This is a genomic window from Mycobacterium simulans, from assembly GCF_900232995.1.
Lineage (GTDB): Bacteria > Actinomycetota > Actinomycetes > Mycobacteriales > Mycobacteriaceae > Mycobacterium > Mycobacterium simulans.
Genome location: NZ_OCVX01000003.1, coordinates 1918319 through 1941370, shown reverse-complemented (window position 1 = coordinate 1941370; position 23052 = coordinate 1918319). Strand labels below are relative to the sequence as shown.

Here is a 23052-nt window from a genome sequence, read left to right as displayed (position 1 = left end):
GTTGGCAACCAACCGAGTCGATGCGGTGGTCCTCGTCGGCGGCAAGGGCACCAGGCTGCGCCCGCTGACACTGTCGGCGCCCAAGCCCATGCTGCCGACGGCCGGGCTGCCCTTTCTCACCCACCTGCTGTCGCGGATCGCCGCCGCCGGCATCGAGCACGTCGTCCTTGGCACGTCATACCGGGCCGAGGTTTTCGAGGCCGAGTTTGGTGACGGATCCAAGTTGGGCCTGCAGCTCGACTATGTGACCGAGGAGAACCCGTTGGGGACCGGCGGTGGGATCGCCAATGTCGCCGGAAAGCTGCGCCACGACACCGTGATGGTGTTCAACGGTGACGTGCTCTCGGGCGCCGACCTGGGCCAGCTGCTGGATTTCCATCAGTCCCGCCAGTCCGACGTCACGCTGCACCTGGTGCGGGTTGGCGACCCACGCGCGTACGGCTGCGTGCCCACCGACGACGGGGACCGTGTCGTCGCCTTTCTCGAGAAGACTCAGGATCCGCCCACCGACCAGATCAACGCTGGCTGCTATGTGTTCAAACGCGACATCATCGACCGGATTCCACGCGGCCGGGAGGTATCGGTGGAACGCGAGGTGTTCCCGAACCTGCTGTCCGATACTGACGTCAAGGTGTGCGGTTACGTCGATGCCACCTACTGGCGCGACATGGGCACCCCGGAGGACTTCGTTCGCGGATCGGCGGACTTGGTGCGCGGGATCGCCCCGTCGCCGGCCCTACGAGGCCACCGTGGGGAGCAGTTGGTGCACGACGGCGCCGCGGTGTCTCCTGGGGCGGTGCTGATCGGTGGCACGGTCGTGGGGCGCGGCGCCGAGATCGGCCCCGGCGTCCGGCTGGACGGCGCGGTCATTTTCGACGGAGTCAAGGTCGAAGCGGGCAGCGTGATCGAGCGCTCGATAATCGGCTTCGGGGTCCGCGTCGGTCCGCGGGCGCTGATCCGAGACGGCGTGATCGGCGACGGCGCCGATATCGGGGCGCGCTGCGAGCTGCTGCGGGGCGCGCGGGTATGGCCGGGCGTATCCCTTCCCGACGGCGGGATCCGCTACTCGTCCGACGTCTGAGCTTTACCCCGACCGTCACGCTAGCGTGGCGGTCGACGTCTACAGTCGCGCTAGCGTGACACTCGGCGCGTCGCCTGGGCGACCAGGTATGCCAACGCGTCATCGGTGCCAGGCGGCAGCGTGTCGGCCGGCCACCACTGCAAGTCCTCGGACTCGTCGCTGACCGCGATCTGCGCCGCGGCCGGGGCATGCGCCACGAACTGCAAATCCAGATGCCGCGTTGGCACACCCAACGAGCAGGTGACCGGATGCACGTGCACCGCAACCAATTGCGGCGCCATCCGCAGATCCGCGACTCCGGATTCCTCGGTCGCTTCGCGCCGTGCCGCGGCGACGATGTCGTTGTCGTCCTCCTCGCAGTGCCCACCCAGTTGCACCCAACGACCAAGGCGCGGGTGCAGGGTCAACAGCACCTGGCGGCCGCTGGCGTCGAGCACCAGCGTCGACGCGGTGACATGACCGGGTTCGCACTCGCGGCGGCAGGAATCGGCGCGCCCGTGCACGAAGGCCAGCACGGCATGCCGCACCGAGTCCTGGGCCGCGTCGGGCGCCTGCCAGTCGGTGAGGATCGCGATCACCGACTCGCGCAGGCTCACGTGTGCGCTTGCGGTCGCCGGGAACCTCGTTTGGTCCGCCGATCCCGCAGCGTGAGCCATGCCGCTCGACAGTCGGCGACCAGGCGCGGTGACAGTCCGAGTCCGTCGACCAAGACGTGACGATCCACTACATCGAGCGCCTTTTCGATCTCATTTGCTTTTAGTAGTAGATCAACATCCTGGGCGAGTTCGGCGCTCCCATACGTCGGCGGTGGAATGGGTAGCTGCTCGGCTTCCCTCGGCTCCAACTCCAATATGCCTCCGCCATAACTGCGGCCCATGATTTCGGCGAACGCGAATGTTGCGCTGTTGTGGAACACCGCGGCAAATATTGCGGCGTCGAGGTTCGGGTCGAGCCGGACCCGGTGCACGGTATCGGTGCTGGTAGCCGCCGCAGCGTTGACGGTCAGGCGCGGGGCGAAGTGTATCTGGCGCAGCATGAAGAGGTCAGGAATCCACAACGAGGGTGTGGCCCACCATGGCTTGCGGATCGAGCACTTGTAGCCGAGATGGACGCCGGCGGCTTCACCCGCCTCGATGTGCGCGACGAGAGCGGGATCGGTCGGATCGTTAGCGGCGTTGAGTAGCCACGTGCGGTGCTTCGCCGCGACATCGCTTGCCCGACAATCGTCGTCGTACACCAGGCCGCTCAGTTGAGCGCTGCGAGAGACCAGTGGGACGCAGTGCTTTCTCAGCCGTAGTGATTTCGCCTCGACATCGGTGAAAGTGAAAAAACTGTTACGGCCCGTAACGATGCCCACATCCACGTCAGCCATGGAGCCAAGCCGGGTCAGCGAGTCGGACTGCTTGAGTCTTCGGAGTAGCTGGATTTGAGCTGGGTCGAGGAAGTACTTTGTCCACTTCTCATTTTCGTGGAGAAGGGCCGGTGCCGACTCGTTGTCGAAGTCCTTGTCCGCTAGCGTGTCCAGATCGTTCGCATCGCCGAGATTGACGGTCCGTATTTGCGCTGGGCCGGCACCGACGACACCGCAAAACAACACAACTTCTTGCAAGATCCCGTCGAACACCAAACGCTCGAAGGTAACCAGGGTGATGTCGCGATAGCGGCTCAACAGAAATTCGCGCAGCTGCGCCGCGTAGGTGACTTGAAGCAATTCCGCCGGAACCACAAGACCCACTCGTCCGCCGTCGCGCGTCAACGTCGTGCTCGCCACAACAAACGGGACCCAGGCGTTGGTCAGTTTGGTCGGACGTAGGCCCACACGCCTCATCAGTTCGAGTGCCGGGTCGCGCTGTTCCGATGCCCAGTTTCCGAAGCGGATGTACGGCGGATTGCCGGCAACAGCATCCCAGCTGCCGGCTTGACTCCCGCGCACCCAGGTGAAGAGGTTCGCCGCGTCGACGGAAGCGAATTTTCGCGACTTTCTCGCCTCCCGCGCGACGAGGTCGACACCGTGCGCGTGGTTTGTGATGGCGGCGAGTTCGCGGAGAATTCGCCCATCGCCGCATGACGGCTCAAGGATCCGCGGGCCCGCCCTTCGGACCCAGCGGGCCAGAAATCGGGCCACCGCGGGCGGCGTGTAGTAGCCCCCGCGAACCTTGTCAGCGGACGCGGCCGTCTTGCCGGCGAACGTCGTCATGGGACAAGTATCAGGGGAGCCACCGACATCCTTGGTGACCGCACGCAGGGCGCGTCGGATGCCTAGGTTGCATGGGGTGGAAGGCCCTGGAATCGAGCCTGATAGCAGCGGTACACGTCGGCACTGAATCGTTCTATCCGTAGGGGGCTCTGCGCGTCGGGCAGGTTGGGGTCGACTTGACCGGTTGCCGGGTCCCACGAGATCAGGCTCATGGCTTCTGCCCGATGGTTTGGCTCGTCGACGAGCTCTCGACCTCCCAGCCGAGCCAAGGTGCCTACGATGGCGTTCGTTCGTGCACCGGGCGCCAAACACGGCATCGGTATGGCGACTACAAAACCCACGACGGCACTTGGAAACCTGCTGTGGACCGTGGTTGCTTCGGTCGCCAAGTCGTTGATCATGTTCTGCCAGTTCTTGCCGACGCTTTCGTGGTCATTCAATGTCTTGCTGTCGAACGCGATTCGCACACCATCCGGCCGGTAACCGACGTCGAAGTTCTGTGGCCGAACGCCGCCGACGATGCGCACTGGCCCAACTTCTACGCAGTCGGGTTGGGAAGGTTGCAGCTGGTTGGCGTTCGGAACCACTAATGGGATGTTGCCGAGCATCACGGACAGTGCGCCGCCCACAGCCGCATCTATCAAGGTGCCGAAGTCCATGCCGTCCTTCTTGGAGAACTTCGAGCCGAGGAGCCACTTTTGACCGAACGCAGTGAACTGATCCGTCGGGAGATCGATGGTTGGCATCGGTTGCAGGACGGCCACGTCTGCGTAGCCTATCGTCGCTCGAGCCCATGTCACTTCAGGATCAGCAAGTCAGCGAGCGGGACCGGGTCGCGCAACCCGGCCGGATCCTGCGCGTAGCCGATCGCGATGGCGCCCAACGGCTCCCACTCGACAGGCAGGTCCAGCTCTTCGCGGACCAGGTCAGCGGCAAAGATCGTCGACCCGATCCAGCAACTACCCAGCCCGCGCACCGCCAGCGCGACCAGGAGGGCTTGCACGGCAGCACCTACCGCGACGGTAAACATGGTGTGCTCCGCGTCGGTGCGTGCGGCGTCGGGGTAGGTGTGTGCGCCGTCGGGCACCATCATCGGGATGACGACTTCGGGTGCGTCGTAGAGGATCTGGCCCCGCGTCACCCGGCGCTCGATGGAGTCGGCGGGCCTGCCGTCGCCGGCGAGGTCGTGCCGCCACTTGTCTTTCATCCGGTCGAGCAACCGGTCGCGGGTGGCGTGACTCTGCAGCCACACGAACCGCACCGGCCTGGTGTGGTGGGGGGCCGGAGCGGTGAGGGCTTCGGCGACGGCGGACTCGACGAGGTCCGGTGGCACCGGTTGGGCGCTGAACCGGCGCACCGACCTGCGCAACAATTGCGCCTGCTGACGCCCGAGCTCGATGGCCTCGGCGGTGCCGAGCCAGAACAGGTCTTCGGTGCCCGGTCGCAGCAGTTGCCGGGCCGTCGAGCCGTCGTCGGGCACCGAAAGACCGCGCACCACGGCCACCGGCATCGCGTTGAGTTTGCCCTTGACCAGGTCGGCCGCGGCCGCGATCTCGTCGGCGACCGCGATCTCGGTGACCACCAACTCGTTGCCGTATCCGTCGACGACACCCGAATAGTTGTGCAGCACAGCCAAACCGGCGGCGCCGACGGCGGCGTCGATCTGGCCGTTGCGCCACGCGCGGCCCATGGTGTCGGTGATGATTACGGCGACGGTGACGCCGAGTCGCTCCTGCAGCCCGGCCCGCAGGGCCGTAGCACTGGCGTCGGGATCGACTGGTAGCAGCGCCAGTTCGGACCGGCCGACGTTGGATCCGTCAACACCGGCGGCGGCCTGAACCAGCCCCAGTCGGTTCTCGGTGATCAACGTGCGTCCCTTGCGCGCCAGCACGCGCACTGCCTCTTGGTCCACCAGCTTGCGGCGCAGTTCGTCTCGCGCCACTTCATTCTGGGGGGCCGGGACCAGCCGGCCCTCGCATTTGGACACCACCTTGCTGGTGACGACCACCACGTCGCCGTCGCGCAGCCACGGCGCCGCCGCGGCGACGGCACCGCCCAGGTCGTCGCCGGGACGGAATTCGGGAAGCCCGGTGACGGGCAGGATCTCGATCCTCGAGGCGGTACCGTGGTGGGTCATTGGCGCCGCTCCTCAGCATCGCTGCGTTCTGCATCGTCGCCGGCGCGGTTCATTGGCGCCGCTCCTCCGCATCGCTGCGCTCTGCATCGTCGCTGGCGCGGTTCATTGGCGCCGCTCCTCAGCATCGCTGCGCTCTGCATCGTCGCTGGCGCGGTTCATTGGCGCCGCTCCTCAGCATCGCTGCGCTCTGCATCGTCGCTGGCGCGGTTCATTGGCGCCGCTCCTCCGCATCGCTGCGCTCTGCATCGTCGCTGGCGCGGTTCATTGGCGCCGCTCCTCAGCATCGCTGCGCTCTGCATCGTCGCTGGCGCGGTTCATTGGCGCCGCTCCTCCGCATCGCTGCGCTCTGCATCGTCGCTGGCGCGGTTCATTGGCGCCGCTCCTCCGCATCGCTGCGCTCTGCATCGTCGCTGGCGCGGTTCATTGGCGCCGCTCCTCCGCATCGCTGCGCTCTGCATCGTCGCTGGCGCGGGACACGCCCGCAAGGTCCAAGCCGGCGCGGACCATCTCCGCCGTCGCCTTCGGGTCGCTCATCAGCAGCGGTACCGACGCCACCGTGACTCCGTCGATTTCGGCCTCGAAATCGGCCTCGTCGCCGTCGTGCACCAACCAATAGTCCAGTATCCCGGTCGTGCGGCGCCCGCCGTAATGCCGGCCCACAGCTTCCGCGCTGGAATCCACCCCGATGACCGCCAGGCAGGCATCGGCCATGCCGCGCAACGGCTTTCCGCCGATGATCGGCGAGTAACCCACGATTGGAGCGCTGGCCGATCGCAATGCCCCGCGGATACCAGGGACCGCCAGGATCGCGCCGATGCTGACCACGGGATTGGACGGTGCCAGCATGATGATGTCGGCCTCGGCGATGGCTGCGACTGCTTCGGTTGCGGCGCTGGCCTTTTCGGCCCCGACGAAGGCGAAGCTGTGCGTCGGCAACTGGGCTCGGTAGCGCACCCACCACTCCTGAAAATGGATCGCGCGGCGCGTGTCGTCGACTGGATCGGTTACCACCACGTGGGTTTCGCAACGGTCGTCGCTCGCGGGTAGCAACTGCGCGCCCGGTTGCCAACGATCGCATAAGGCCGTGGTGACTTGCGACAGCGGGTAGCCGGCCCGCAGCATTTGGGTGCGGACCAGATGGGTGGCCAGATCTCGGTCGCCGAGCTGAAACCAATCGGGCTGCATGCCATAACGCGCGAGTTCCTCTTTGGCGTGCCACGTTTCGTCACGGTGGCCCCAGCCGCGCTCCGGGTCGACGCCGCCGCCGAGTGTGTACATGCAAGTGTCCAGATCCGGGCAGACGCGCAGTCCGTGGATCCAGGCGTCGTCGCCGATGTTGACGACAGCCGTTAGTTCGTGGCCCGCGTCCTGGAGGGCACCGTCGGGTGTGGCAAACTGGCCCAGGCCAAGCAGCTGCTGCACTCCCAGGAGGAAGCGGGCGCCGCCGACTCCACCCACCAGTACGGTGACTTTCACATCGCAGGACAGTACCTGCCCGCGAGCAGGGTCTACCGGGCCCGTGTGAGGAGTCGCATAAGACACGCCGAAGACCAACAACAACGGAATCGCCGAAATTTGATCACGAGATGATATGGAAATGCCGCGGAATGCTTGACCCAACAGGTGAAGCCGTGTCTAATCACATCAGTGTCATTTCCCGGTTGGCCGGCCGGTTCCGGTGTCGCAGACCGAGATTCGATCACTTGTTCGAATTGGGTTAACTGTACATCAAAACAGTGGGAAACCATTTCACTATCTATGAGTGAGGAGGCGGAGGCATGTCCTATGAGCACCTTCGGGGCGTAATGGGAGGCGTCCCGCACACCACTACCGGTTCGACGCCAGTGTTGCCAATGACACCGCCAGTGGCACCGGCCCGACCGCATCTGAGCTTGGTTCCAGAAGCACCCCCCGTATTCGAGGCATTCGAGCCCGAGTCCGAGCCGGTGCCCAGCGACCAATGGCAGGATCGCGCGTTGTGCGCGCAAACGGATCCCGAAGCGTTTTTCCCGGAAAAGGGCGGATCCACCCGCGAGGCCAAGAAGATCTGCCTGGGTTGCGAGGTCCGTCACGAGTGCCTGGAGTACGCCCTGGCCCATGACGAGCGCTTCGGCATCTGGGGCGGTCTCTCCGAGCGCGAGCGTCGCCGTCTCAAACGCGGCATTATCTAAAGCGGCGTCCAGGAGTCAGTCGTCGATCGTCGGGTCGATGACAGAAGGATCGACGTCCAAGTAGATGGCCACCTGAGCCACCAGTATTTCGTGCAGCAATTCGCCAAGCTCGAGGGTGTCCTTCGCCCGTCGTTCGATTGGCTTGCGGAACAAGACAATTCGTGCCCGCGTGGCGTTGCCGCGGACGTCGACACCGGCGGGGATCAAGCGGGCCAGCGCGATCGGTCCGTCGGCGATGACCTCGGGCGGCCACTGCACGCTGTCGGGATCCTTGGCCGCGATGCGGGGGATCTCGTCGACCGCGACATCGAGCTCCGACACCCGCACGTGCCAGCGCCGCTCGATGGGCTCGTAGGCCTCCAGCACCGCCATGTCGAACCGCTCGGCCCGGCTGCGCCATCCCGGCACTGTCGGTGGCAGCAGCGGACCCCGCAGATCGCGACCCCGTCGCCGCGCTCGTCGCGACGCCGATCTACCTCCCGAGCGACCGCTGCGTGGGGAGCCTCGGGAATCGCTCACCGACCGATGGTAACGGTTACACATCGTGGGAAGAACGGATGCGCGTGTCCGGCGCTTCGGCAGCGTTTCCGCACGATAGCCTTTCGATCGTGAACGTACCCCGTCGCTGCTGCCGGCCCGGGTGTCCGCACTACGCAGTGGCAACGTTGACGTTCGTCTACTCGGACTCCACCGCGGTGGTCGGTCCGCTCGCTACCGCGCGGGAACCGCACTCCTGGGATCTATGCGTCGGCCATGCCGGCCGTATCACCGCACCACGCGGGTGGGAACTCGTGCGGCATGCCGGGCCTCTAAGTTCTGAGCCTACGCATCCTGACGAGGACGACCTGGTCGCGCTGGCCGACGCGGTGCGGGAAGGTGGCCCGGGCGCTGGGGAGCTCTCCTACTCGGGAACCCACGCGGCGACAGGTGTGCCGCTCAACGGCTTTGCGCCGCGAGCTGGGGCCGCTCCCACCGATTCCCACTTGCAGCCTGCGGGGGCACATGCCACTGCGCCAACCGGTAGCCTGCTGGCCCAGCCCGAGCGTCGCTCCGGACGCCGGCGCGGACATCTGCGGGTGTTGCCCGATCCTTCCGATTAGGTGCGCTAGCGCTCGACGGCGGCTCGCGGGCCATTAGGCTGGCGAGCAACAGACAATCACAATCCAGGTCGTCAGGAGCTCCCGCATGTCTTGGCCCGCCGCGGCTGTCCACCGTGTTATCAAGGCTTACGACGTGCGCGGGTTGGTCGGCGAAGAGATCGACGAGCCGTTCGTTACCGATGTTGGTGCGGCGTTCGCCCGGCTGATGCGTGCCGAAGGTGCGCGGCAGGTGGTCATCGGGCACGACATGCGCGACAGTTCACCGGCGTTGTCGGCGGCATTCGCGGCCGGCGTGACCGCCCAGGGCCTCGACGTGGTGCGAATCGGTTTGGCGTCCACCGATCAGCTTTATTTCGCCTCGGGGCTGTTGGATTGCCCCGGCGCGATGTTCACCGCCAGCCACAACCCAGCGGCCTACAACGGCATCAAGTTGTGCCGGGCCGGCGCCAAACCGGTGGGCGCGGACACCGGGCTCACGGCCATCCGTGACGATCTGATCGCCGGGGTCCCCACGACCGACGGACGGCGCGGGACCATCACCGACCGGGACGTGCTCGTCGACTACGGGGTATTCCTGAGATCGCTGGTAAACACCTCTGGGTTGCGTCCGTTGCGGGTGGCGGTGGATGCCGGCAACGGCATGGCTGGTCACACCGCGCCGGCCGTACTGGGTGCCATCGAATCGATTACGTTGTTGCCCTTGTATTTTGAACTGGACGGGTCGTTTCCCAATCACGAGGCAAATCCGCTGGATCCGGCGAACCTGCTGGACCTGCAAGCCTTTGTGCGCGACACCGGTGCCGATATCGGGCTGGCGTTCGACGGGGATGCCGATCGGTGCTTCGTGGTCGACGAACGCGGCCAGCCGGTCTCGCCGTCGACGGTCACCAGCTTGGTGGCAGCGCGTGAGCTCCAGCGGGAGATCGGCGCCACCGTGATCCACAACGTGATCACGTCGCGCGCGGTGCCGGAGCTGGTCATCGAGCGCGGCGGCACACCACTGCGTTCGCGGGTCGGACACTCCTACATCAAGGCGTTGATGGCCGACACTGGCGCGATTTTTGGCGGTGAGCACTCGGCGCACTACTACTTCCGTGACTTCTGGGGCGCCGATTCGGGAATGCTGGCCGCACTCTATGTGCTGGCCGCCCTCGGCGAACAGGATGGCCCCCCAAGGCCACTGTCGGAGCTGACCGCCGACTATCAACGCTACGAATCGTCAGGCGAGATCAACTTCAAGGTGGCCGACGCGCCGACCTGTGTGGACGCCGTGCTGAAATCATTCGGCAGCCGGATTCAGGCGATCGATCACCTCGACGGGGTGACGGTGGATCTGGGTAACGACAGCTGGTTCAATCTGCGCAGCTCCAACACCGAGCCGTTGCTGCGGCTTAATGTGGAGGGACGCAGTGTCGAGGATGTTGAGGCGGTGGTCCAGCACGTCAGCGCCGAAATTGCTGCCCAGGCAGTTGCCAACGAGGCGGGACCGTGAACGCCACCCAGGCCATTGATCTCGAGGACGCCAAGGGCCTGATCGGTGCCGACCGCGAGGCCATGTTGCGGGCCGCGTCGACGGCCGGTGCGCAGGTGCGCGCCATCGCGGCTGCGGCCGACGAAGGCGAACTTGACTCGCTGCGTGGGGACGACCGTGCACACACGGTGATATGGGTCGCCGGACGAGGGCCCGCCGAGACCGCCGGGGCCGTGCTGGCCGCGACGTTCGGTACGGCGGCCGCCGCGCCGATCGTGCTTGCCGCCGAGGCGCCGCCGTGGATCGGGCCGCTCGATGTGCTGATCGTTGCCGGTGACGATCCCGGTGATCCTGCGCTGGTCACCGCGGCGGCGACCGGAGTGCGCCGGGGCGCCCGGGTGGTTGTGGTGGCCCCGTATGAGGGCCCGTTGCGCGACTCCACAGCGGGCCGCGTCGCGGTGCTTGCGCCGCGGGTGTGGGTCCCCGATGAGTTCGGGTTGTGCCGGTACCTGGCGGCGGGGCTGGCCGTTTTGCAAACCCTGGAGCCTAGGCTGCGCATCGATCTGGCATCGCTTGCCGACGAGGTGGATGCCGAGGTGTTGCGCAACAGCGCCGGCCGCGAGGTGTTCACCAATCCGGCCAAGACGATTGCCGCGCGGATGTCTGGGTGCCGGGTGGCACTGGCCGGTGACAGCGCCGCGACGCTGGCGCTGGCGCGCCATGGTAGTTCGATTCTGCTTCGGGTTGGAGACCAGGTCGCGGCCGCCACCGGGCTGGCGGATGCGGTGGTGGCGCTGCGTAACCGCGCGCCCGACGGCGGTTATTCGGGAGAGGCCCTCTTTCACGACGACGACATCGACGGGCCGCTGCTGGAGCGACTTCGAGTGCTGGTGCTGACCCTTGCTCACGAGCGGACGGTAGTGGCGGCTCGGGTGGCCGGGCTCAACGACGCCTACCTGATCGAGGCCGAAGATGTGCCGGAGGTGGCCGACGGCCCGGCTTCGTCTCCCGCGCCGCGGGGCACCGGGCGCGCCGAGCAGCAATTGGCGGTGTTGGCCGTTCGGCTGGAAATGGCCGCGGTTTACTTGCGACTGGTGCGGGGATAGATAGAGACGGTGGAACTGCTACGCGGAGCGTTACGGACGTACGCCTGGGGATCGCGCACCGCCATCGCCGAATTCACTCGGCGGCCGGTGCCGGCCGCTCACCCGGAGGCCGAACTTTGGTTCGGCGCACACCCAGGCGACCCGGCGTGGCTGGAAACCGACCATGGCGAAATCTCCCTGTTGCAGGCGCTGACTGACGATCCGGAGGGACAGCTCGGCGCGGGGTCGCGCGCCCGGTTCGGCGATGTGCTCCCATTCTTGGTCAAGGTGCTCGCAGCCGACGAGCCGCTGTCACTGCAGGCCCATCCCAGCGCAGAGCAGGCGGTGGAGGGTTACCTGCGCGAAGAGCGACTTGGCATTCCGATCTCCTCACCCGTCCGCAACTATCGCGACACCAGTCACAAGCCTGAGCTGTTGGTCGCGGTGGAGCCCTTCGAAGCGCTGGCGGGCTTTCGTCAGGCGGCCCGCACCGCGAAGCTGTTGCAGGCGCTGGCCGTGTCCGATCTCGATCCGTTCATCGATTTGCTGAGCGACCAGTCGGACGCCGATGGTCTGCGTGCCCTGTTCACCACCTGGATCACCGCACCTCAGCCCGACATCGACGTGCTGGTGCCCGCCGTCCTCGAGGGCGCCATTCAGTACATCAGCTCCGGCGCAACGGAATTCGCGGCAGAAGCCAAGACGGTGCTGGAACTCGGCGAACGCTATCCGGGCGACGCCGGCGTGCTGGCGGCGCTGTTGCTCAACCGGATCAGCCTGGCCCCCGGCGAGGCAATCTTCTTGCCGGCGGGCAACTTACATGCCTATCTGCGAGGCGTCGGCGTGGAGGTTATGGCCAACTCCGACAACGTGTTACGCGGCGGCCTCACGCCCAAGCACGTCGATGTGCCCGAGCTGTTGCGAGTGCTGGACTTCACCCCCACCCCCGACGCCCAGCTGCGGCCGCCGATCCGCCGCGAGGGGATCGGGCTGATCTATGAGACCCCGACGGAAGAGTTCGCGGTCGCGCTGCTGGTAATCGACGGCGAGCATCTCGGCCATGAGGTCGACGCGTCGTCGCGCCATGACGGGCCCCAGATCTTGTTGTGCGCTGAGGGTTCGACGACCGTCCACGGGAAATCCGGTTCGCTCACGCTGGACCGCGGTATGGCGGCCTGGGTGGGGGCCGACGACGGTCCGATCCGGCTGGTGGCGCGCGAACCCACCAAGTTGTTCAGGGCGACTCTCGGGCTTTAAGCGCGCGCGGCCCTCCTGTGGTCACGCTGCTCTGACAGCCACAGTCGCATATTGTGCGCCATCGTCCGGCCGATTATCCGCGGTGGCGGCACCATGTACAGGCTGTCGAGAAGGCTGAACCGACGCAAAAACCATTCGGCAAGCACGGGTTCGGTTTCCGCGGCCCCCAGGAACTGATCGAACAAATTGCCCGCCGGTCGCCACCAGCGGGGTATGGAGTCAGCGTTGGCGTGATGAAAAGTGATGTCACCGATGGCATTCATCATCCATACCGGATAGGTCGTCTTGGCGGTGGCCCGATTGAATTCGCGGGCAAGGTCGCCGTCGGCTGTTTGCAGTGCCCGTCGCAGGTGACCGGCCTGCAGCGACGTCATTGTCATGCCCTGCCCGAAGGTGGGATTAAAGCTGGCTACCGCATCCCCGAACGGAAGGATCCCAGAGGGGAAGCGGTCCAGCTTGTGGTATCGGCGCCATCGGCTAGCCGGAAAAGCGTGATATGACGGCTCGCCGATGGGTTCGGCCTGGGCCAGCGCGGAGGTGAAATGTTCGGGCAGCAGCTTGTCGGCCAGCGCGAGCATCCCCGGAAACGTCTGTGGCGGTTTGACATTGGCCACCCCGAAGGTGGTCAGGACCCACGTGCCGTCCTCATAACACAGCATGCCCAGTCCCAGCGACTGGTCGTGTGAGGCGCCGTTGACCACGACCTTCTCCGGGATCAGCCCCTCCGGGATGCGGAACTGCTGTGAGGCGTACTTGACGCCGATATCCACCGTGGCTTCCTCGGGGCGCTGGTATCCCCACTGGGTCAGCCACACCGGTAAGCGAGTGCCGCGACCCGCCGCGTCGATCACCAGGTCTGCTGGTACTAACTCCCGGTTTTGACCAGGTGTGGTGGGGTCGAGCAGCACGCCGGTCACCCGCTGTCGCGCGGGCTCAAACTTCGGCTCGGCGACGGCGCGCCGCGCGATCTCGACATTGGCGATGTCGTCGACGCGTTGCCGCACCTGCCACTCGAGGTGCGGGCGGCTCGGCACATAGGCGGTGAACTCATCGCGCAGCGTGTGTCCGGTGCCCAGGACATGGCCCGCGGCGCCTAGGTAAATGCAGTCCGGCCGGTTCTCCAGCATGGGCACGCCCGCGGCAACCATGTCCTTGAGTAGGCCGGGGAACAGACCCTCGAACTCGTTCGCGCCGCGGGCCATCAGCATGTGTAAGTGCCGGTCCTGGGGTACCGTCGCGCGGTTGGCCGGTGTGCTCGGTAGCTCGTCGCGCTCGAAAACCGTCACTTGGTCGAAGAACTCCGAGAGCACCCGCGCGGCGCACAAGCCGGCGATGCTGGCACCGATGACCACCGCGTGATCTTTCCCCCGCATGCCCGCAGACTACCCAGTGCTTGCGGGGTTCAGCCCGAGCGCCGCCTCGCGACGGCGCGGCGCACATAGTTCGCGAGGGCACGGCCGACCAGCGGCGGCGACGGCACCATGTAAAGGCTGTCGAGTAGGGAGAACCGGCGCAGGAACCACTCGGCCAGCGCGGGCTCGGTTTCGGCTTCCTCGAGGAACTGGTCGAACAATGCGCCGAATGGCCGCCACCAAAAGGGTGCGGGACTGGCCGTCGCATTGTGGAAACTGACGTCGCCAATGCCGTTGCTCATCCACACCGGGTAGGTGGTTCTGGCGGTCGCCCGATTGAGCTTGGCGGACAGTTTGCGGTCCGGAAATTCCAGTGCCCGTCGCAGATGACCGGCCTGCAGCGAGGCCATCGTCATGCCCTGCCCATAGGTGGGATTGAAGCTGGCGACCGCATCACCGACCGCGACGATCCCGGCGGGAAACCGGTGCAGCCTGTCATACCGGCGCCACCTGCTTACCGGATAGGCGTGGCGCGCCGGGCTTCCGATGGGTTCGGCCTGCGCCAGGGCGACGCCGAAACGCGTCGGCAGCAGCTCGGCGGCGAGTGCGCGCATTTCATCGAACGTCGGCGGCGGCTTGGCATTGGCAACGCCGAAAGTCGTCAAGACCCAGGTGTCGTCTTCGTTGCGCAGGATGCCGATCCCATAAGACTGGTCATGCGAAGCGCCCGCGATGACGATCTTCTCCTCGAGCGAGCCGTCGCATATGCGGAACATCTGGGTCGCGTACGTGATGCCGACGTCCACCGTTTGTTCGGTGGGCCGCTTGTATCCCCACTGCGCCAGCCACACCGGCAAGCGGGTGCCCCGTCCCGCGGCGTCGACGACCAGATCGGCAGCTATGAATTGCCGGTCGTCGCTGGCGACCGAATCCAGCAGCACGCCCGTTACCCGTCGCTGGGCCCGCTCGAACGTCGGTTCGGCGACCGAGCGCCGCACGATCTCGACGTTGCCGATCTCGAGGACCCGCCGCCGCAGCTGCCATTCCAGATGTGGCCGGCTGGGCACATATGCATTGAATTCCTTACGCAGGGTGGACCCGGTGCCCAGGACATGGCCCGCAGCGCCCAAATAGACGCGTTGCGGCTCCGTCCGCAGCATCGGCACGCCCGCGGCCACCATGTCGTTGAGCAAGCCGGGAAAAAGGCTCTCGAACTCGTTGGCCCCGCGCGTCATCAACATATGCAGGTGTCGGTCCTGCGGGACTGTCGCGCGGCTGGCGGGTGCGCTTGGCAGCTCGTCGCGCTCAAAAACCGTCACCCGCGTGTAGAAATCCGAGAGCACTCGCGCCGCGCAGAGCCCGGCGATGCTGGCGCCGATTACGACTGCATGGTCCCTGGTGTCGTCGCGTCGGCCACGCATCCACGGGAGGTTACTCGGTACTGTGCGGTCACAACGAGTGGGAGGACGAGTGATGGCCGGTCGATGGCGCACGAAATCGGTAGAGCAATCGATCGCTGACACCGACGAACCGAGCACCCGGCTACGCAAGGACCTCACCTGGTGGGACCTAGTGGTTTTCGGTGTCTCGGTGGTGATCGGGGCCGGCATCTTCACGGTTACCGCGTCGACAACGGGTGACATCACCGGCCCGGCCATCTGGGTATCGTTTCTGATCGCCGCGGGCACCTGTGCGCTGGCGGCGCTGTGCTACGCCGAATTCGCTTCGACACTGCCGGTGGCCGGTAGCGCGTATACCTTCTCCTATGCCACCTTTGGTGAGTTCCTCGCCTGGGTGATCGGTTGGAATCTGGTGCTGGAATTGGCCATTGGCGCTGCGGTGGTGGCCAAAGGCTGGTCCAGCTACTTGGGCACGGTGTTCGGATTTGGCGGTGGCACAGCCAATCTCGGGTCGTTCAGCCTTGACTGGGGTGCGTTGCTGATCGTCGCGCTGGTGGCGACCCTGTGCGCACTGGGCACCAAGTTGTCATCGCGGTTTTCCGCGGTGGTCACCGGGATCAAGGTGTCGGTGGTTGTGTTGGTGGTGATCGTCGGCGCCTGCTACATCAAGGCCGAAAATTACTCACCCTTTATTCCCAAACCCGAAGCCGGACACCATGATGGAGGGCTCGACCAGTCCGTCTTGTCGCTGCTGACCGGCGCGTCGGGCAGCCATTACGGTTGGTACGGCGTGTTGGCGGGCGCATCGATCGTGTTTTTCGCGTTCATCGGGTTCGACATCGTGGCCACCATGGCCGAGGAGACCAAGGACCCTCAGCGCAACGTCCCGAAGGGAATTCTGGCGTCGCTGGGGGTTGTCACCCTGCTCTACGTCGCGGTTTCGGTCGTGTTGTCCGGCATGGTCTCCTACACCCAGTTGCGGACCGTCCCAGGCAGTGGCTCGACGAACCTGGCGACCGCGTTCAAGGCAAATGGGTTGTACTGGGCCAGCGGCATCATTTCCGTCGGGGCATTGGCGGGCCTGACCACCGTGGTGATGGTGTTGATCCTCGGGCAGTGCCGGGTCTTGTTCGCGATGGCCCGGGACGGGCTGTTGCCGCAGCAACTGGCCAAGACCGGTTCGCGCGGCACCCCCGTTCGGATCACTGTGCTGGTCGCGGTAGTGGTGGCCGCGACAGCGTCGGTGTTCCCGATAACCAAGCTCGAAGAGATGGTCAATGTCGGCACCCTGTTCGCATTCGTCCTGGTCTCCGCCGGCGTGATCGTCCTGCGCAGGATGCGGCCGGATCTGCAACGCGGGTTCCGGGCTCCCTGGGTGCCGCTGCTGCCGATCGCCTCGGTGGTTGCGTGCTTCTGGCTGATGCTCAATCTGACCGCCTTGACCTGGATCCGGTTCGGCGTCTGGCTGCTGCTGGGAACCGCGATCTATGTCGGCTACGGGCGCCGGCACTCAGTGCAGGGCCGGCGGGAGACTCAGGAGTTCGTGCAAGACAAATAACTCGCATTTGGCCAATAATTATACAAACTGCCATCTATTGTCTAGACAGGAGACGGAGATGGCGGTATTGTCCAAACCTCAACGTGGTGTGACTCACAAGGAGGTTTGGCTTATGACCACACAGATCCGGTCCGAAACGGCCCAAGAAGATCAGGTACCCGCTCCCGAACCCGAATGGCGCGACAAGAAGCGCTACCTGTGGCTCATGGGACTGATCCCGCCGACGGCGTTGTTCGTGATGCTGCCGATCACTTGGGGGCTCAACCAACTCGGCTGGCATGCCGCCGCGCAGGTGCCGTTGTGGATCGGGCCGATCCTGCTTTACATCCTGTTGCCGCTGCTCGACCTGCGCTTCGGACCCGACGGGCAGAACCCGCCCGACGAGGTGATGGCGCGGCTGGAGAACGACAAGTACTACCGCTACTGCACCTACGTCTACATCCCGTTCCAGTACCTCAGCGTGGTCCTGGGTGCCTATCTGTTCACCGCATCCAATCTCAGCTGGCTCGGCTTTGACGGCGGGTTGAGCTGGGCAGGGAAACTCGGTGTGGCGCTATCGATCGGCGTGCTCGGCGGCGTCGGCATCAACACCGCGCACGAGATGGGGCACAAGAAGGAGTCACTGGAGCGCTGGCTGTCCAAGATCACCCTGGCGCAGACCTGGTACGGGCACTTCTACATCGAGCACAACCGTGGTCACCACGTTCGGGTGTCTACCCCCGAGGACCCGGCGTCGGCTCGGTTCGGCGAGACCTTCTGGGAGTTCCTGCCCCGCAGCGTGTTTGGCAGCCTGCGCTCGTCGGTTCGGCTGGAGGCCCAGCGGCTGCGCCGGGCAGGCGTCAGCCCCTGGAATCCGAAGACATATCCGCGCAACGACGTGCTCAACGCCTGGGCGATGTCGGTGGTGCTGTGGGGCGTGCTGATCGCGGCGTTCGGCCCGAGTCTGATCCCGTTCGTGATCATCCAGGCGGTCTTCGGCTTCTGCCTGCTTGAAGCCGTCAACTACCTCGAGCACTACGGACTCCTGAGGCAGAAGAACGCCAACGGCCGCTACGAGCGCTGCGCCCCGGTACACAGCTGGAACTCCGACCACATCGTCACCAACCTGTTCCTGTACCACCTGCAGCGGCACAGTGACCATCACGCCAACCCGACTCGCCGCTACCAGACGCTGCGCAGCATGGACGGCTCGCCCAATCTGCCCAGCGGGTACGCGTCGATGATCGGCCTGACCTACTTCCCTCCGCTGTGGCGCAAGGTGATGGACCACCGGGTCCTCGAGCACTACGACGGCGACATCACCAGGGTCAACGTGCAGCCGCGGCTGCGCGAGAAGATCCTGGCCAAGTACGGGCAAGCCGCATGACTGCGTCCTACCAGTGCCCGATCTGTGACTACGTCTACGACGAGGCCAAAGGTGATCCCAGGGAAGGCTTTCCAGCCGGAACCGGCTGGGATCAGATTCCCGATGATTGGTGCTGTCCGGACTGCGGTGTCCGCGAGAAAGTTGATTTCGAACTGATTGGAGCTGTGAAATGAGTGACTACAAGCTGTACCAATGCGTCCAATGCGGCTTCGAGTATGACGAGGCGCTGGGCTGGCCGGAAGACGGCATCGCGCCGGGCACCCGCTGGGACGACATTCCCGAGGATTGGAGCTGTCCGGACTGCGGCGCGGCAAAGTCGGACTTCGTGATGGTGGAGGTTGCTCGCTCATGATCGCCCCGAACACTACAGTCGCGCCTATGAAGCGGATTCCCTACGCCGAGGCATCGCGAGCCCTGCTGCGTGATTCGGTACTGGACGCGATGCGGGATCTGCTGTTGACCCGCGACTGGTCGGCCATCACGTTGTCCGATGTCGCTCGCGCCGCCGGCATCAGCCGGCAGACCATCTACAACGAGTTCGGTTCGCGGCAGGGGCTGGCACAGGGCTACGCACTGCGCCTGGCCGATCGCCTTGTCGACGCCGTGCATGCCGCCCTGGATGCCAACGTGGGCAACATCTACGAATCGTTCTTACAGGGATTCCGGACGTTCTTCACAGAAACGGCCGCCGACCCGCTGGTGATCTCGTTGCTGACCGGCGTCGCGAAGCCCGATCTGCTGCAACTCATCACCACCGACAGTGCGCCCATCATCACCAGGGCATCGGCCCGGCTGGCGACCGCGTTCACCCAGACATGGGTCGCCACCAGCGATGACGACGCCAATGTGCTGTCGCGGGCGATCGTGCGGCTGTGCTTGAGCTACGTGTCCATGCCGCCAGAGGCCGACCACGACGTGGCAGCGGATCTGGCCCGGTTGATGACGCCGTTCGCCGAGCGGCACGGCGTCAATATCGTCCCCTGAGTGGTTTCCAGACAGTTCCCCGAAAGGTCCTGACCTGCGGGGCTTACAGCGAGGCGACTAAAGTGGCGCTCGAGCGTATGGAGGCGACGTCGCCCGCTCGGACCTTTGAACCCCTGTGAGCCCCGTAGTAAGGATGAAATACGTAATGACCACAACCGAAGTCGCGCTAACTCCAGACGTTCGTAACGGCATCGACTTCAAGATCGCCGATCTGTCACTAGCGGACTTCGGGCGCAAGGAACTCCGGATTGCCGAGCACGAGATGCCCGGCCTGATGTCACTACGCCGCGAATACGCTGAGGTGCAACCCCTTAAGGGGGCTCGGATTTCGGGTTCGTTGCACATGACCGTCCAGACCGCGGTGTTGATCGAGACCCTCACCGCGCTGGGTGCGGAGGTCCGGTGGGCGTCGTGCAACATCTTCTCCACCCAGGATCACGCGGCGGCTGCCGTCGTCGTCGGCCCGCACGGCACCCCGGAGGAGCCCAAGGGGGTCCCGGTGTTCGCGTGGAAGGGCGAGACGCTCGAGGAGTACTGGTGGGCCGCCGAGCAGATGCTGACCTGGCCCGACCCCGACAAGCCGGCCAACATGATCCTCGACGACGGCGGGGATGCCACCATGCTGGTGCTGCGCGGCATGCAGTACGAGAATGCCGGCGTGGTGCCACCCGCCGAAGAGGACGACTCGGCTGAGTGGAAGGTCTTCCTGAACCTGCTGCGGACCCGCTTCGAGACCGACAAGGGCAAGTGGACCAAGATCGCCGAGTCGGTCCAGGGCGTCACCGAGGAGACCACCACCGGCGTGCTGCGGCTCTACCAATTCGCCGCGGCCGGCGATCTGGCCTTCCCGGCGATCAACGTCAACGACTCGGTGACCAAGTCCAAGTTCGACAACAAGTACGGCACCCGGCACTCCTTGATCGACGGCATCAACCGCGGCACCGACGCGCTGATCGGCGGCAAGAAGGTCCTCATCTGTGGCTACGGCGACGTCGGCAAGGGCTGTGCGGAGGCCATGAAGGGCCAGGGTGCGCGGGTCCAGGTCACCGAGATCGACCCGATCAACGCGCTGCAGGCGATGATGGAGGGCTTCGACGTCGTCACCGTCGAGGAGGCCATCGGCGACGCCGACATCGTCGTGACCGCGACCGGCAACAAAGACATCATCATGCTCGAGCACATCAAGCAGATGAAGGACCACGCCATCCTGGGCAACATCGGCCACTTCGACAACGAGATCGACATGGCCGGGCTGGAGCGCTCGGGCGCGACGCGGGTCAACGTCAAGCCGCAGGTCGACCTGTGGACCTTCGGTGAGACCGGCCGCTCGATCATCGTCTTGTCCGAGGGCCGGCTGCTGAACCTGGGCAACGCCACCGGGCACCCGTCGTTCGTGATGAGCAACAGCTTTGCCAACCAGACGATCGCCCAGATCGAGCTGTGGACCAAGAACGACGAGTACGACAACGAGGTGTACCGGCTGCCCAAGCACCTCGACGAGAAGGTGGCCCGCATCCACGTCGAGGCCCTTGGTGGTCATCTGACCAAGCTGACCAAGGAGCAGGCCGAATACCTTGGCGTCGACGTCGAAGGCCCATACAAGCCGGACCACTACCGCTACTGAGGTGGCCTTCGCGCCGAGCGTCACGCCTGCGTGACGTTCGGCGTCGAGCGTCACGCCAGACGGGGCGCCCGCGCACTCGATAGCCTCGCGCTCATCGACCCTAGGGCTATTGAGTGCGTGTTTAATACCGGGGTTCCAGGGAATTCCTGGGGAGTGTGTGCCGCATCGGTCCCGCCCGCGCTCGTTTCGTCAGGCCGCCAAGATTGCGGTTGCGCTCTCACTCTCGGCCGGTAGCTGGCTTGCGGACGCTGCCTGGCTCGCCGTCGATGCGCGCGCCGACGAAGGCCAATACGAGGAGTTCTATACCCCACCGGATCCGCTGCCGCCGGGACAACCCGGCGACGGGATCCGCGCAGAGCCGTCCCGGCTCGTGATCGAGCCGTCGGGTCAACTCGGCGCTTTCCCGGCGACCGGTACCCGCATCATGTACCACAGCGAGGGCGGCGGCCCGACCGCGGTGACCGGCACCTACTTCGAGCCGAACAACCCGTGGCCCGGAACTGGGCCTCGCCCGCTGATCGCGCTCGCTCCCGGAACCCAGGGCATGGGCGATCAGTGCGCGCCGTCGCGGGTGTTCAACCAGGGCATCCATTACTCCGGCGGCCTGGACCTGGCCTTCGGTTATGAAGAGGTGATCGTCTCGATCCTGGTGTTTCGCGGATATGCCGTCGTGGTCACCGACTACGAAGGTCTGGGCACCCCGGGGGTGGAAACCTTCGGTAACCGCCTCGCCCAGGGGCAGGCGCTGCTCGACGCAGCACGTGCAGCCCTGCGTCTGCCGGGGACTTCGCTGAATCCGCATGGGCCGGTGGCGCTTTGGGGATACTCCCAGGGCGGCGGGGCAGCGGCTTCGGCCGCCGAACTGGCGCCGTCCTACGCGCCTGACCTCAACATCGTCGGCGTCTTCGCCGGTGCGCCGCCGGCCGATCTCGCCGAGATGTTGCCCTATGTCGACGGCAGCATCCTGGCTGGAGGCATTGGCTATGTCATCAACGGCCTCATCGCCGCCTACCCCGAGATCGAACCGGCGGTCCGCGAGAAGCTCACTCCGGCGGGTGCGGACATGCTGGCCAAGACGCAGAACCAGTGCACGCTGGAGACCGTGCTTACCTACGGGTTTCATCGCCTCAACGAGTATTTCACCGAAGACCCGGTGGAATTGGTTCGGCAGGAGCCGTTCCGGAGTTTGCTTGACGAGCAACGCATTGGCCGGCACAAGCCGGCGGTGCCGGTACTGATCGACATCAATCGGTTCGATCCCTTGGTGCCGTGGACAGCGGCCAGCCAGCTCGGCCGAGACTGGTGCGCCCAAGGCGCCGATGTCCAATTCCATACCAACGAGCAGCCGCCACTATGGAATAAGTTGGGGATCAATCACGTGCTGTGCTTGCTGGTGGACGGCGAGCGCGCCATGCAGTGGATCGCCGACCGGTTCAACGCCTTACCGACCACCCCGAACTGCGGGGCCTACTAACGTGCCATTAATGGCGACCCGTCCGCCGCAAGCGGGAGGTGCCCCCAGCGCCCGGCTTCGCCGCGCTTGCGATCGCCATTAGGCTCACGCCGTGCTGATCGCAATCGAAGGCGTCGACGGCTCCGGCAAACGAACGTTGACCGAAGGCCTGCGCAAGGCGTTCGAGGACGCCGGGAAGTCGGTGGCCACGCTGGCCTTCCCGCGATACGGGCAATCGGTAACCGCCGACGTCGTGGCCGAGGCGCTGCATGGCAAGCACGGCGACCTGGCGTCGTCGGTGTATGCGATGGCGATGCTGTTCGCGCTCGACCGGGCGGACGCGATCGACGAGATCGACCGCGCCAGGCATGACCACGACGTGGTGATCCTGGATCGCTACGTGGCGTCCAACGCCGCCTACAGCGCAGCGCGTCTGCACCAGGATGCTGACGGCGAGGTGGTGGCCTGGGTGCGGCAGCTCGAATACCGCAGGTTGGGGCTGCCCGCACCGGACTGGCAAGTGCTGCTCGCGGTGCCCGCAGAGCTTGCCGAGCAGCGGGCGCGCAGCCGGGCGGAAAGCGATCCCGGTCGGGCGCGCGACAGCTACGAACGCGACGACGAACTGCAGCGGCGCACCGGGGCGGCGTACCTCGGATTGGCCGCCGCCGGCTGGGGCGGACGATGGTTGGTCGTCGACGCCGACGTCGATCCGGGCGGCCTGGCGGCGACTTTAATGGCCCCGGATGGGCGAATTTGAGAGTATTTGCCCTTATCGAGCAAGAAACGCCCGTGTGGCGCCCCAGTTTTATCCCGAAC

21 protein-coding genes and 4 pseudogenes are annotated in these 23052 nt (G+C 65.5%); 14 read left to right on the top strand and 11 right to left on the bottom strand.

Annotated features, from left to right (window positions below; translation table 11 throughout):
* The first annotated feature begins 1 nt into the window (after window position 1).
* A complete protein-coding gene (locus MSIMFI_RS09510) occupies window positions 2-1081 on the top strand; it encodes a mannose-1-phosphate guanylyltransferase (protein WP_186241960.1) in 1080 nt (359 codons plus the stop codon).
* Window positions 1082-1131: 50 nt separating this feature from the next.
* On the opposite strand, the gene MSIMFI_RS09505 is transcribed toward MSIMFI_RS09510, so the two are convergent.
* From MSIMFI_RS09505 to cofD, 8 genes and pseudogenes are all read right to left on the bottom strand, one after another.
* Complete coding sequence (locus MSIMFI_RS09505; RefSeq protein WP_191497019.1) at window positions 1132-1677, bottom strand: NUDIX hydrolase; 546 nt, start codon at window positions 1675-1677, stop codon at window positions 1132-1134.
* A pseudogene (locus MSIMFI_RS09500) lies at window positions 1674-3351 on the bottom strand (Eco57I restriction-modification methylase domain-containing protein). The gene MSIMFI_RS09505 and the pseudogene MSIMFI_RS09500 overlap by 4 nt, the downstream one beginning before the upstream one ends.
* Window positions 3341-4042, bottom strand: coding sequence for a hypothetical protein (locus MSIMFI_RS09495; RefSeq protein ID WP_224770131.1), 702 nt, complete (start codon window positions 4040-4042; stop codon window positions 3341-3343). The pseudogene MSIMFI_RS09500 and the gene MSIMFI_RS09495 overlap by 11 nt, the downstream one beginning before the upstream one ends.
* A gap of 32 nt (window positions 4043-4074) precedes the next feature.
* The gene (locus MSIMFI_RS09490; RefSeq protein ID WP_191497017.1) at window positions 4075-5415 is read right to left on the bottom strand and encodes a coenzyme F420-0:L-glutamate ligase; all 1341 of its coding nucleotides are present in this window, start codon (window positions 5413-5415) and stop codon (window positions 4075-4077) included.
* Between the two features lie 66 nt (window positions 5416-5481).
* Window positions 5482-5555, bottom strand: a pseudogene (locus MSIMFI_RS29620) (hypothetical protein); the annotation flags it as partial.
* An 85-nt stretch (window positions 5556-5640) separates the two neighbouring features.
* A pseudogene (locus MSIMFI_RS29615) lies at window positions 5641-5714 on the bottom strand (hypothetical protein); the annotation flags it as partial.
* A gap of 32 nt (window positions 5715-5746) precedes the next feature.
* Window positions 5747-5820: pseudogene (locus MSIMFI_RS29610) on the bottom strand (hypothetical protein); the annotation flags it as partial.
* A gap of 15 nt (window positions 5821-5835) precedes the next feature.
* The gene (gene cofD, locus MSIMFI_RS09485; protein ID WP_191497016.1) at window positions 5836-6891 is read right to left on the bottom strand and encodes a 2-phospho-L-lactate transferase; all 1056 of its coding nucleotides are present in this window, start codon (window positions 6889-6891) and stop codon (window positions 5836-5838) included.
* 329 nt (window positions 6892-7220) lie between these two features.
* On the opposite strand from cofD, the gene MSIMFI_RS09480 reads away from it, so the two are divergent.
* Window positions 7221-7586 carry a WhiB family transcriptional regulator gene (locus MSIMFI_RS09480; RefSeq protein WP_396820178.1) on the top strand — a complete coding sequence of 122 codons (366 nt, stop codon included), beginning with the start codon at window positions 7221-7223 and terminating at the stop codon, window positions 7584-7586.
* A 15-nt stretch (window positions 7587-7601) separates the two neighbouring features.
* Here MSIMFI_RS09480 and MSIMFI_RS09475 read toward each other — a convergent pair whose 3' ends face one another.
* Window positions 7602-8021, bottom strand: a complete 420-nt coding sequence (locus tag MSIMFI_RS09475; RefSeq protein WP_186245608.1) for a metallopeptidase family protein — start codon at window positions 8019-8021, stop codon at window positions 7602-7604.
* Window positions 8022-8194: 173 nt separating this feature from the next.
* Here MSIMFI_RS09475 and MSIMFI_RS09470 point away from each other — a divergent pair, with 173 nt between their 5' ends.
* The 4 genes from MSIMFI_RS09470 to manA all read left to right on the top strand — a co-directional run bounded on the left by MSIMFI_RS09470 (window position 8195) and on the right by manA (window position 12499).
* Entirely contained in the window at window positions 8195-8686 is a 492-nt protein-coding gene (locus tag MSIMFI_RS09470; protein WP_191497015.1) for a DUF3499 domain-containing protein, read from the top strand.
* 85 nt (window positions 8687-8771) lie between these two features.
* The gene (locus MSIMFI_RS09465; RefSeq protein WP_191497014.1) at window positions 8772-10178 is read left to right on the top strand and encodes a phosphomannomutase/phosphoglucomutase; all 1407 of its coding nucleotides are present in this window, start codon (window positions 8772-8774) and stop codon (window positions 10176-10178) included.
* The gene (locus tag MSIMFI_RS09460; RefSeq protein WP_191497013.1) at window positions 10175-11263 is read left to right on the top strand and encodes a TobH protein; all 1089 of its coding nucleotides are present in this window, start codon (window positions 10175-10177) and stop codon (window positions 11261-11263) included. Before MSIMFI_RS09465 ends, MSIMFI_RS09460 begins: the two co-directional genes overlap by 4 nt.
* A 9-nt stretch (window positions 11264-11272) precedes the next feature.
* On the top strand, window positions 11273-12499 hold the full coding sequence (manA, locus tag MSIMFI_RS09455) for a mannose-6-phosphate isomerase, class I (RefSeq protein ID WP_191497012.1): 1227 nt from the start codon (window positions 11273-11275) through the stop codon (window positions 12497-12499).
* On the opposite strand, the gene MSIMFI_RS09450 is transcribed toward manA, so the two are convergent.
* Window positions 12496-13851: an FAD-dependent oxidoreductase gene (locus MSIMFI_RS09450; RefSeq protein WP_191498103.1), complete on the bottom strand. Its 1356-nt coding sequence runs from the start codon at window positions 13849-13851 to the stop codon at window positions 12496-12498. The genes manA and MSIMFI_RS09450 overlap by 4 nt on opposite strands.
* Before the next feature lie 50 nt (window positions 13852-13901).
* Window positions 13902-15272: an FAD-dependent oxidoreductase gene (locus tag MSIMFI_RS09445; RefSeq protein ID WP_191497011.1), complete on the bottom strand. Its 1371-nt coding sequence runs from the start codon at window positions 15270-15272 to the stop codon at window positions 13902-13904.
* 52 nt (window positions 15273-15324) lie between these two features.
* Between MSIMFI_RS09445 and MSIMFI_RS09440 the strand changes: the two genes are divergently transcribed.
* The 8 genes from MSIMFI_RS09440 (at window position 15325) to MSIMFI_RS09405 (ending at window position 22993) form a co-directional block, all read left to right on the top strand.
* A complete protein-coding gene (locus tag MSIMFI_RS09440) occupies window positions 15325-16809 on the top strand; it encodes an amino acid permease (RefSeq protein ID WP_191497010.1) in 1485 nt (494 codons plus the stop codon).
* Between the two features lie 112 nt (window positions 16810-16921).
* Entirely contained in the window at window positions 16922-18175 is a 1254-nt protein-coding gene (locus MSIMFI_RS09435; protein ID WP_191497009.1) for an alkane 1-monooxygenase, read from the top strand.
* The gene (locus tag MSIMFI_RS09430) at window positions 18172-18348 is read left to right on the top strand and encodes a rubredoxin (RefSeq protein WP_186241971.1); all 177 of its coding nucleotides are present in this window, start codon (window positions 18172-18174) and stop codon (window positions 18346-18348) included. The genes MSIMFI_RS09435 and MSIMFI_RS09430 overlap by 4 nt, the downstream gene beginning before the upstream one ends.
* Window positions 18345-18527, top strand: a complete 183-nt coding sequence (locus MSIMFI_RS09425) for a rubredoxin (protein WP_186241972.1) — start codon at window positions 18345-18347, stop codon at window positions 18525-18527. Before MSIMFI_RS09430 ends, MSIMFI_RS09425 begins: the two co-directional genes overlap by 4 nt.
* On the top strand, window positions 18524-19159 hold the full coding sequence (gene alkX, locus MSIMFI_RS09420) for a TetR family transcriptional regulator AlkX (RefSeq protein ID WP_186241973.1): 636 nt from the start codon (window positions 18524-18526) through the stop codon (window positions 19157-19159). Before MSIMFI_RS09425 ends, alkX begins: the two co-directional genes overlap by 4 nt.
* 145 nt (window positions 19160-19304) lie before the next feature.
* Window positions 19305-20783, top strand: coding sequence for an adenosylhomocysteinase (gene ahcY / locus MSIMFI_RS09415; RefSeq protein WP_191497008.1), 1479 nt, complete (start codon window positions 19305-19307; stop codon window positions 20781-20783).
* A 157-nt stretch (window positions 20784-20940) separates the two neighbouring features.
* A complete protein-coding gene (locus MSIMFI_RS09410; RefSeq protein ID WP_191497007.1) occupies window positions 20941-22257 on the top strand; it encodes a lipase family protein in 1317 nt (438 codons plus the stop codon).
* 91 nt (window positions 22258-22348) lie between these two features.
* Window positions 22349-22993 (top strand): dTMP kinase, encoded by a 645-nt coding sequence (locus tag MSIMFI_RS09405; protein ID WP_191497006.1) that lies wholly within the window; start codon window positions 22349-22351, stop codon window positions 22991-22993.
* The last annotated feature ends 59 nt before the right edge of the window (window positions 22994-23052 follow it).